The organism is Coriobacteriia bacterium, assembly GCA_031292615.1.
Classification (GTDB): Bacteria; Actinomycetota; Coriobacteriia; order Anaerosomatales; family JAAXUF01; genus JARLGT01.
On sequence record JARLGT010000055.1, the window covers coordinates 1 to 8,796 of the forward strand.

Annotated in this window: 11 protein-coding genes and 5 tRNA genes; 15 read left to right on the top strand and 1 reads right to left on the bottom strand. The window is 63.8% G+C overall.

Annotated features, from left to right (window positions below; genetic code table 11):
* Positions 1-110: 110 nt before the first annotated feature.
* Positions 111-734 carry an RNA polymerase sporulation sigma factor SigH gene (gene sigH / locus P4L93_05030; protein MDR3686304.1) on the top strand — a complete coding sequence of 208 codons (624 nt, stop codon included), beginning with the start codon at positions 111-113 and terminating at the stop codon, positions 732-734.
* Between the two features lie 43 nt (positions 735-777).
* Positions 778-852: transfer RNA gene (locus P4L93_05035), tRNA-Thr, on the top strand.
* Between the two features lie 78 nt (positions 853-930).
* On the opposite strand, the gene P4L93_05040 is transcribed toward P4L93_05035, so the two are convergent.
* On the bottom strand, positions 931-2,490 hold the full coding sequence (locus P4L93_05040; GenBank protein MDR3686305.1) for an adenylate/guanylate cyclase domain-containing protein: 1,560 nt from the start codon (positions 2,488-2,490) through the stop codon (positions 931-933).
* Positions 2,491-2,616: 126 nt separating this feature from the next.
* Here P4L93_05040 and P4L93_05045 point away from each other — a divergent pair, with 126 nt between their 5' ends.
* The 13 genes from P4L93_05045 (at position 2,617) to P4L93_05105 (ending at position 8,776) form a co-directional block, all read left to right on the top strand.
* The gene (locus tag P4L93_05045; protein ID MDR3686306.1) at positions 2,617-3,030 is read left to right on the top strand and encodes a cyclic nucleotide-binding domain-containing protein; all 414 of its coding nucleotides are present in this window, start codon (positions 2,617-2,619) and stop codon (positions 3,028-3,030) included.
* 2 nt (positions 3,031-3,032) lie between these two features.
* Complete coding sequence (locus P4L93_05050) at positions 3,033-3,662, top strand: hypothetical protein (GenBank protein MDR3686307.1); 630 nt, start codon at positions 3,033-3,035, stop codon at positions 3,660-3,662.
* A 163-nt stretch (positions 3,663-3,825) separates the two neighbouring features.
* Positions 3,826-3,910: transfer RNA gene (locus P4L93_05055), tRNA-Tyr, on the top strand.
* Between the two features lie 38 nt (positions 3,911-3,948).
* Positions 3,949-4,023, top strand: a tRNA-Thr gene (locus P4L93_05060).
* Between the two features lie 47 nt (positions 4,024-4,070).
* Positions 4,071-4,148 (top strand) — tRNA-Met (locus P4L93_05065).
* 146 nt (positions 4,149-4,294) lie between these two features.
* Positions 4,295-5,479 carry an elongation factor Tu gene (gene tuf, locus P4L93_05070; GenBank protein ID MDR3686308.1) on the top strand — a complete coding sequence of 395 codons (1,185 nt, stop codon included), beginning with the start codon at positions 4,295-4,297 and terminating at the stop codon, positions 5,477-5,479.
* Between the two features lie 163 nt (positions 5,480-5,642).
* On the top strand, positions 5,643-5,792 hold the full coding sequence (gene rpmG, locus P4L93_05075) for a 50S ribosomal protein L33 (protein MDR3686309.1): 150 nt from the start codon (positions 5,643-5,645) through the stop codon (positions 5,790-5,792).
* A 24-nt stretch (positions 5,793-5,816) separates the two neighbouring features.
* Positions 5,817-5,892: transfer RNA gene (locus P4L93_05080), tRNA-Trp, on the top strand.
* Positions 5,893-5,975: 83 nt separating this feature from the next.
* Positions 5,976-6,263, top strand: a complete 288-nt coding sequence (secE, locus tag P4L93_05085) for a preprotein translocase subunit SecE (GenBank protein ID MDR3686310.1) — start codon at positions 5,976-5,978, stop codon at positions 6,261-6,263.
* Positions 6,264-6,266: 3 nt separating this feature from the next.
* The gene (nusG, locus tag P4L93_05090) at positions 6,267-6,800 is read left to right on the top strand and encodes a transcription termination/antitermination protein NusG (GenBank protein ID MDR3686311.1); all 534 of its coding nucleotides are present in this window, start codon (positions 6,267-6,269) and stop codon (positions 6,798-6,800) included.
* Positions 6,801-6,939: 139 nt separating this feature from the next.
* Positions 6,940-7,365 carry a 50S ribosomal protein L11 gene (gene rplK / locus P4L93_05095; GenBank protein MDR3686312.1) on the top strand — a complete coding sequence of 142 codons (426 nt, stop codon included), beginning with the start codon at positions 6,940-6,942 and terminating at the stop codon, positions 7,363-7,365.
* A gap of 91 nt (positions 7,366-7,456) precedes the next feature.
* The gene (gene rplA / locus P4L93_05100) at positions 7,457-8,173 is read left to right on the top strand and encodes a 50S ribosomal protein L1 (protein ID MDR3686313.1); all 717 of its coding nucleotides are present in this window, start codon (positions 7,457-7,459) and stop codon (positions 8,171-8,173) included.
* Between the two features lie 345 nt (positions 8,174-8,518).
* Positions 8,519-8,776: a 50S ribosomal protein L10 gene (locus P4L93_05105; GenBank protein MDR3686314.1), complete on the top strand. Its 258-nt coding sequence runs from the start codon at positions 8,519-8,521 to the stop codon at positions 8,774-8,776.
* Positions 8,777-8,796 lie beyond the last annotated feature (20 nt).

Genomic DNA, 8,796 nt, shown 5'->3' on the forward strand with positions numbered 1-8,796 from the left:
CCCCACCGTGCCGGCGGTGCCTACCAACCCCTCCGGGGAGGAAAGTAAGGGCTGAAATTGTGCGGTGGGGTTCCGATTTTTTGCAGCACCTTGTACCCGCGGTGCACCGCGTGCCTGGCGCGGAGCGTGGCGGGGAGTTGGCCTTGGTCATGGCCGCTCAGAACGGTAGCGAACAGGCGTGTGCCGAGCTCTGTCGTCGATATCGCGGGATGATTCGCTGCAAGGCGCGGTCGTACTATCTGGTTGGTGCCGATCGCGAGGACATCATCCAGGAAGGGCTTATCGGCTTGTACAAGGCGATGCGCGACTACGACGTGTCTCGTCAGGCAAGCTTCCACTCGTTTGCCGAGCTGTGCGTGACTCGGCAGATCATCACGGCGGTCAAGTCGGCCACACGCCGCAAGCATTCGCCGCTCAACGGCTACGTGTCGCTGTCTCGTTCCACGTCCATGGAAGAAGATGGCGAGCGGCTGCTCTCCGACATCCTTGCTGCTAAGGGCGTCTGCGACCCGGCTGAGATCGTTGTCGCTGCATGGGAGACCGACTTCATCCGCACTGGCGTGGCCGAAGCGCTCTCTCCATTCGAGGCGAGGGTGCTGACGCTCTACAGCAACGGCCGCTCGTATCAGGACATCGCGGACACGTTGGGACGCCACACAAAGGCCGTCGACAACGCTCTTCAGCGCGTCAAGCGCAAGATGGAGACGCAGATTAGTAGGTGCAGGGCCTGCTAGAGCGCTGACACGCCGAGGCGCGTTCGCTACACTACGGACGCTCGCTGGCGTAGCTCAATGGCAGAGCAACTGATTTGTAATCAGTAGGTTGCGGGTTCAACTCCTGTCGCCAGCTCCACGTACATACCGAACGGCCCGGCGCTCAAGCGACCGGGCCGTCGCGTTTGATGGGACGAAACGCCGTTGCAGCCTCGCGTCAGGTTGCGGACCCCTCAGCGCGTGGATCGCGGGGCTGTTGCCCCGGTGACCACAGCACCTCACCGATCGGGACGGGGCTTGCGATGTTCTTCAGCTCGAAGTCGCCGAACAACTGCGTCGTGGGTCCAGCCTGAGAGGCTCCAGCGGTGAGCACGTCGCCGGTTGCGAAGATCTGGCCACCGTCGGCGAGGTTCATCACTCGGGCGGCGAGGTTCAGGCCAGCGCCAATGAACGGTCGGCCGCCGTTATCGAGCACGACTTCGCCCGAGGCGATTCCCATGCGCACCAGCACCTCGCGCTCGTTGTCGTGTGAGGCATTGTGGGCCGCAAGCGCGGTCTGACCCTCGACGGCAGCGCGGATCGCGTCGGCCGCCGATTCAAATGCCGCGACCACGCCGTCGCCGCCGGTCGACTTGCCGCACCCGTGGTGGCTCACGATGATCGGAACGAGGAGGTCGCGGTGGCGCTGGATCGCCTTGGCGGTGGCCACACTGCCGTCCTCCTCGGTCATGCGGGAGAATGACTTCATGTCGGTGATAAGCACCACGCGCTCCGAGGTGTGCTGCGCGGCGAGCTTGTCCTCGGCGGTGGCGATGAGACGCAGCAGCTCGTCCACGTCGGCGTCCTCGGCGGCCATCGAGACTTGGCGGGGTTGCGGCGTCACGACGACCGGCACGCGAGCAAACAACGTCTCCCGCATGGCGATGAGCCCCATCGCGACGACGAGCGAGCTGACGAGTGCGATGGCCATGGCGGCAGGTGACATCGGCAGGCCGAAGACGAGGCGCACGACGACATCACCGATGGCCACGACGCCAACGCCGGCAGCAGCACCCGCGAGCGCGTCGGCGAGCTTGCGCTCTTTACCGCGGCGACCGGCAATGCTGCCCGCAACGACAGCGGCCAGCGCCCAGATGCCAGCCTGGGCGATCAAGGCTGGGGCGTGTGCAACGCGGCCTGCTTCCGCGGAGAGCCGGCCAACGGTCTGGCCGGAGATTGTCTTGAAGCCGTCGGTGATCCACTGGGTCGACACAAGGCTTGCCGAAGGATTTGCGAACGACACCATGGCGGGAGTCGGACCACCGGTCACCACCACGGTCAGGGCTTGCTGTCCGCCGAGCACGCCGACGGACTCTACGACCAGACAGGTCGCAGCGGCCGCAAGGGCGCCTTCAGTCGGCCCCAAGAGACATCCCGCCAGTGCGGCCACCGCCCAGACCGGCCCAAACAAGGCGCCCAAGATACCCAGGCCGACCAGCATGAATCCGACTGCCCCGTGACCGCCCAGGTATCGTTCGAAGACGAAGGCGACGATGAGGACGAAGATGCCTACGATTGGCTGCGCCGCGAGGAGCGGAAGGCAGAGCCCGACGAGGGCAAGCAGCACTCCGAGTTCGGAGTTACCAAGCGTGAGCAGCCCGGCGCCCAGCGCGAAGGCGGCAGACAGCCACATCGGCTGCACGTGCATGGCGGCCATGCCGCCCCAGGTGAGTACGGCAATCGCTGCCGCGCGAAGCCACTGGAGCAGCTGCGCGTTCTTCCTCCGAGCTTCTGGCACGGTCACTCCTTTTGCCGAGAACCGCTGGCGAGGCCCGATCGGTCTCGATTCGGCACCGTTCTGGGAAAACTCATCTCGTGAGCTAAACTCTGCATCACATCCTGCGCCCCACGAAAGGGGGAGTGCATGCCCAACGATGAGTTCCTCGGCCGTGTGCCGATCTTTGCGAACTGCACGGCCGAAGAGGTGTCCGCCATCGCTGGCGTCGCTCAAGAAGGCTTCTTCCAACCCGGTCAGATTATCGTCACGCAGGGCACGCCCGGACAGGCTTTCTACATGATAACGGCTGGAAGGGTGGAGATTCTTCGCGACGGGCATTCGCTGGGCACCTTCGGGCCCGGCGACTTCTTCGGCGAGATGTCGCTCCTGGACTCGGCGCCGCGATCGGCGACGATTCGCGCGATCGACAATGTGTCGTGCCTCATGCTGTCGAGCTGGGACTTCAAGGCTCTGCTCGAGCGGCACCCTTCGATCGCGATCAAGCTCCTTGAGGTGCTTAGCCGTCGGCTTCGTGTCACTGACGAACGAATCGGGAGGTAGTCGTGGCGGTATCTCGAGAGACCGGCGCGCAGCTTCTGCAGTCGGTCGCCCAGCGCATCCTTACGCGCTACCTCGGTCGCGGGTCGGCTCAGGGAGCCGAGGCCGTTTCGGGAAGCCTCACGTTCGCAAGCCGCGGCATCGACATCACGTATTCGGTCGGCGGCCAGCGCCGTAGTGTCAAGGTGAAGGCCGACCCATACTTCGGGACCGACTCGGCCAAGATCGGCGACCGCTCCCTAGCCTTTTATCGCGCCGACACTGGAATGGCCGCGCTTGAGGCAGTCGCGAACTCCACCACGCGGCAGCCAGGCTGGATGATCGAGTCCGACGCCGACGAACTGTGCTACTACTACCTGGCACTTGCTCAGCCCGAGGACGAGGTCCGCGCTCTTCTCGGCGAGCCTGACGAGGTGTTCTTCTCGGAGCTCCAGGTCGAGCGCGACGATCTCATCGTGATCCCCATGGCCGAGGCCCGCTTGTGGTTCGAGGCCAACGCCGATTCCTATCCACCACGGCCGGTCTTTCTGGGCACGACTTCTGCGTGGTACAGGCTCGTTCCAAGAGCGGTGCTCCAGAGTCAGCTTCCCGGTGTTAGAATCGTCGGGCCAGTGTTCGCTTCACTGACGCTCTAGACACCCGGCGAGACTCCTCGCCGAGCCGGCGATGAGGGCCTGCGATACGCCCGGCACCGTGGTCGGCGTTGACACCCGTGGCGGGCGCGGCTTACAATCCGCGACGCCTATCTAGGGCGCTGCAACTTGAAAAGCGTACAGAGGGTCTATTTTTTTGTCTCGCGGGGGTGTGCCCGAGTGGCTAAAGGGGACGGGCTGTAAACCCGTTGGCTACGCCTACCCAGGTTCGAATCCTGGCGCCCCCACCACGAGACGCCTAAAGTGTCGGATGTACTACGTGCGAAACGCCCACATAGCTCAGTGGTAGAGCACTTCCTTGGTAAGGAAGAGGTCACCGGTTCAAGCCCGGTTGTGGGCTCCACACGCCTAATCCAGTCGGTTCGCTCACACGTGCGGGCGACTACTCGCGGCGGTGTAGCTCAGTTGGTTTAGAGCACGCGGTTCATACCCGCGGAGTCGCTGGTTCGAGTCCAGCCACCGCTACCAGGTACCACGCGCCGCCGGACGTGACGGCGCTTAACGCAAGATGACAGGTAACCTAGCCAAGAGCACGACGCAGGCTTTCTTGAGACGGACCGCCGTCGGCGCAGATGTGCCGGCACCGTCGCAGAGGTCCCCGAAGGAGGAGACTAATGGCGAAGCAGAAGTTCGAGCGCACTAAGCCGCACGTCAATGTGGGTACGATCGGCCACGTCGACCACGGCAAGACCACCCTCACCGCGGCGATCACCAAGCGCCAGGCCGAGAAGGGCTTTGCCGATTTCACCCCGTTCGACCAGATCGACAAGGCTCCGGAAGAGCGCGAGCGCGGTATCACCATCGCTATCGCCCACGTTGAGTACGAGACGGAAACCCGTCACTACGCTCACGTTGACTGCCCGGGTCACGCCGACTACGTCAAGAACATGATCACGGGTGCGGCCCAGATGGACGGCGCAATCCTCGTCCTCGCCGCCACCGACGGCCCGATGGCCCAGACGCGTGAGCACATCCTGCTCGCTCGCCAGGTTGGCGTTCCCTACATCGTGGTCTTCCTCAACAAGTGCGACATGGTGGACGACGAGGAGCTCATCGAGCTCGTCGAGATGGAAGTTCGCGAGCTCCTCACCGACAACGAGTTCCCCGGTGACGACACTCCGATCATCCGCGGCTCGGCGCTGAAGGCTCTTGAGGGCGACGAGGCGTGGGTCAAGGGCATCGACGAGCTGCTTGAGGCCGTCGACACCTACATCCCGCTTCCTCTCCGCGCCACCGACAACCCGATCGTGATGGCTAACGAAGACGTCTTCACGAACACCGCTCGTGGCACAGTCGCCACCGGCCGTGTCGAGCGTGGCGTCGTCCACGTCGGCGACGAGGTCGAGATCGTCGGCATCACCGACACCCGCAAGACGGTTGTTACCGGCGTTGAGATGTTCCGGAAGCTCCTCGACGAGGCGCAGGCTGGCGACAACATCGGCGTGCTGCTCCGCGGCATCGCCCGCACCGACATCGAGCGCGGCCAGGTTCTCTGCAAGCCGGGTTCGATCACTCCGCACACCGAGTTCGTCGGCCAGGTCTACATCCTGACCAAGGAGGAGGGCGGCCGTCACACTCCGTTCTTCGACGGCTATCGTCCCCAGTTCTACTTCCGCACGACCGACGTCACCGGCGTCGCTCACCTGCCGGAAGGCACCGAGATGGTCATGCCGGGCGACAACGTCGAGGTTCGTGGCGAGCTCATCAACCCCATCGCCATGGAAGACGGTCTCCGCTTCGCCATCCGCGAGGGTGGCCGCACGGTTGGCTCAGGTCGAGTCATCCAGATCATCAAGTAGGACCCTCTCGTCGCTTTGAAACGGGCGGGGCCCGGCTCCAAGCCGGGCCCCGTTTCACTGCTTACGAGCAGGCCGAACGAGTTTGACAGTGCCGAAAACGGGGTGCTAGAGTACCCTTCCGCGCCCAGTCCGCTTATGGATCGGGGCGGCAACAGGAGGACCCATGCGAACGCTGGTCACGCTGGCCTGCACCGAGTGCAAGCGCCGGAACTACACTACGAACAAGAACAAGCAGAACAATCCTGAGCGCATCGAGTACAAGAAGTACTGCAAGTGGTGCAAGACTCACACCGTTCACCGCGAGACCCGCTAGGGGTCTGGGCGGGGGCGGGGATGCAGGCCAGTAGCTCTAATGGTAGAGCGCCGGTCTCCAAAACCGGATGCTGGGGGTTCGAGTCCCTCCTGGCCTGCCAACGAACTCACCGTCGCGGCGACACCGCCGCGACGTTTGCTGCGCAAGGCGGCTCAAGCAGCCGCCAGAACGGATGGATGAGAGATGGCCAAGGCAACGACAGCTGACACTGCGACCGACAAGGTGGTCAAGACCGGCAAGCCCGGCAAGGCTGCTCCGGCCGCCAAGCCGAGCTTCTTCGCACGCATCGCGCAGTACTTCCGCGATGTCCGCGCCGAGATGACTCGCGTTGTCTGGCCGACCCGCCCCGAGGTACTCAACTCAAGCGTGGTCGTCGTGACAGCGCTCATCTTCTTCATCGTCTTCATCGCGATCATCGACTACGTCGTGGTCATTCCGCTGCTCGGCATCGTCTCGAAGATCGGCGGATAGCACATGGCGAAGAAGTGGTACGTGATCCACACCTACTCCGGCTACGAGAACAAGGTGAAGACCAATCTCCTTCACCGTATCCAGTCGATGGGCATGGACGAGAAGATCTTCAAGGTCGAGATCCCGACCGAGTCGGTCACCGACATCAAGGAGGGTGGCCGCCGCGTCACCTCCGAGAAGAAGGTCTTCCCGGGCTACATCATTGTTCAGATGGAACTCGACGATGAGTCGTGGTACGTGGTGCGCAATACGCCGGGCGTCACAGGGTTTGTCGGCTCGCAGGGCAAGCCGGTGCCGCTCTCTCGCGATGAGTTCCAGCGCATCATGAAGCGCACCGAGTCTGGCGGCGCCAAGCAGCGCACCTCAACGGACCTGGTCGAGGGGATGGGCGTCAAGGTCACCTCCGGTCCGTTTGTGGACTTCGATGGAACGATCTCTGAGGTCAACGCTGATGCGGGTAAGGTCAAGGTCATGGTTTCGATCTTCGGCCGAGAGACCCCAGTAGAGCTCGGCTTCGACCAGGTGGCGAAGCTGTAGAATTCGGAACCACCCGGTGCCCACGCGCCGAACCGGTTGTGGAGCCGGTTCGGAGCTTCTCGCTAAGAGGCGCCGTGCGGATAGATAGATGACAGCGGCTGGTTCCCGGCCGTGTGACACGAGGACGGTAGAAAGACTTATGGCCAAGAAGGTTGTCGGCTTCATCAAGCTGCAGATTCCGGGCGGCCAGGCCAACCCGGCCCCCCCGGTCGGTCCTGCGCTCGGTCAGCATCAGGTCAACATCATGCAGTTCTGCCAGGCGTTCAACGCTGCGACTGCAGACAAGATGGGCACCATCATCCCGGTCGAGATCAGCGTCTACGAGGATCGCTCGTTCACGTTCATCACGAAGACCCCGCCGGCGGCCATCCTGCTCAAGCAGGCCGCGGGCGTCGACACCGGTTCGGGTACCCCGAACCGTACCAAGGTCGCTCAGGTCACCAAGGCGCAGCTTCAGCAGATCGCCGAGACCAAGATGCCCGACTTGAACGCCAACGACATCGACGCCGCGATGAAGATCATCGCTGGCACCGCCCGCTCGATGGGCTTCGAGATCGTCGACTAGGTATTCGCACGCGCTCGTTCGTGGTGCATTCGGCGCCGCGTGATATGTGGGAGGGCCGGGCTGGCCCGCTGACCACGGAAGGAACGACACCATGCCCAAGCACGGGAAGCGCTATCGCGGCTCCGCCGCACAAATCGAGATCGGCAAGCTGCACACTCCGCTCGAGGCAACCAAGCTCGCGGCGGCGGTGACCACGGCCAAGTTCGACGAGACCGTCGAGGCCCACTTTCGGCTCGGCATCGACACTCGCCAGGCAGACCAGCAGGTCCGCGGCTCGGTGTCACTCCCGAACGGCACCGGCAAGACCGTCCGAGTCGCCGTGTTCGCCGACGGTGACAAGGCGCGTGAGGCTGAGGCCGCTGGGGCCGACGTCGTCGGCAGCGACGACCTCGTCGAGCGCATCCAGGGCGGCTTCCTGGACTTCGACGCCACCGTCGCGACTCCCGACCAGATGAGCAAGGTCGGCAAGCTCGGCAAGATCCTCGGTACCCGGGGCCTCATGCCGAACCCGAAACTCGGCACGGTCACGCAGGACGTCGCGCGTGTCGTCAAGGAGCTCAAGGCCGGTAAGGTCGAGTATCGCGCCGACAAGTTCGGTATCGCTCACGTCGGCATCGGCAAGGTCTCGTTCACGCCTCAGGCGCTGGTCGAGAACTACGGCTCCGTGCTCGACGAGATTCTTCGTGCCAAGCCCGCTGGCGCCAAGGGCAAGTACATCAAGTCGATCACCATCGCGACGACGATGGGCCCTGGCATCCCCGTCGACCCCAGCAAGGTTCGCGGCCTGCTCGACGAGGACGCCGAGTAGTACGCGTATCCGCTCTGCCCGTGGAACGCGCTTGACGCCACGGCGTCGAGTGCTCATACTCCGCGGCGCGTTGAAAACAGCACAGCACGACGATCCAACTGCCGAAGACAGCCGGTGCCCGGACGTACGGGTGTAATGGAGCGCGAGAGCGCTTCGCCTGCCGAGGTGGTCGTACGCACCGCTTGCGGTGCATGAGCTCAAATGCAGCTCGCGGCCCCCGCTGCTTCTCGGCGGGGGCCGCGTTTTCGTTTCTGGAACCTTCCGGGAGCGCGCGGCCCGCGCAGCGAGCCTCGAACATGAGGCTCGGACCGGGTCGCACGTGCTAAACGGAAAGGAGGTGTGTCTATGCCTACTGCTCAGAAAGAACAGCTCGTCGAGGAGATCAAGGATCGTTTCAACGATTCTGGTGCTGTGCTCCTCGCTGACTACCGTGGCTTGAGCGTAAAGGAGCTCCAGGAGCTCCGCGTCAAGCTTCGTGAGGCTGGTGCAGAGCTCACGGTCTACAAGAACTCGCTCACTGAGATCGCCATGCGCGAACTCGCTTTGCCGAGCATGACCGAGTACCTCGCCGGCCCGAGGCCCCGAGCTTGGCGCCGGGAGTGAAGTCGGCGATCACGAGGTCC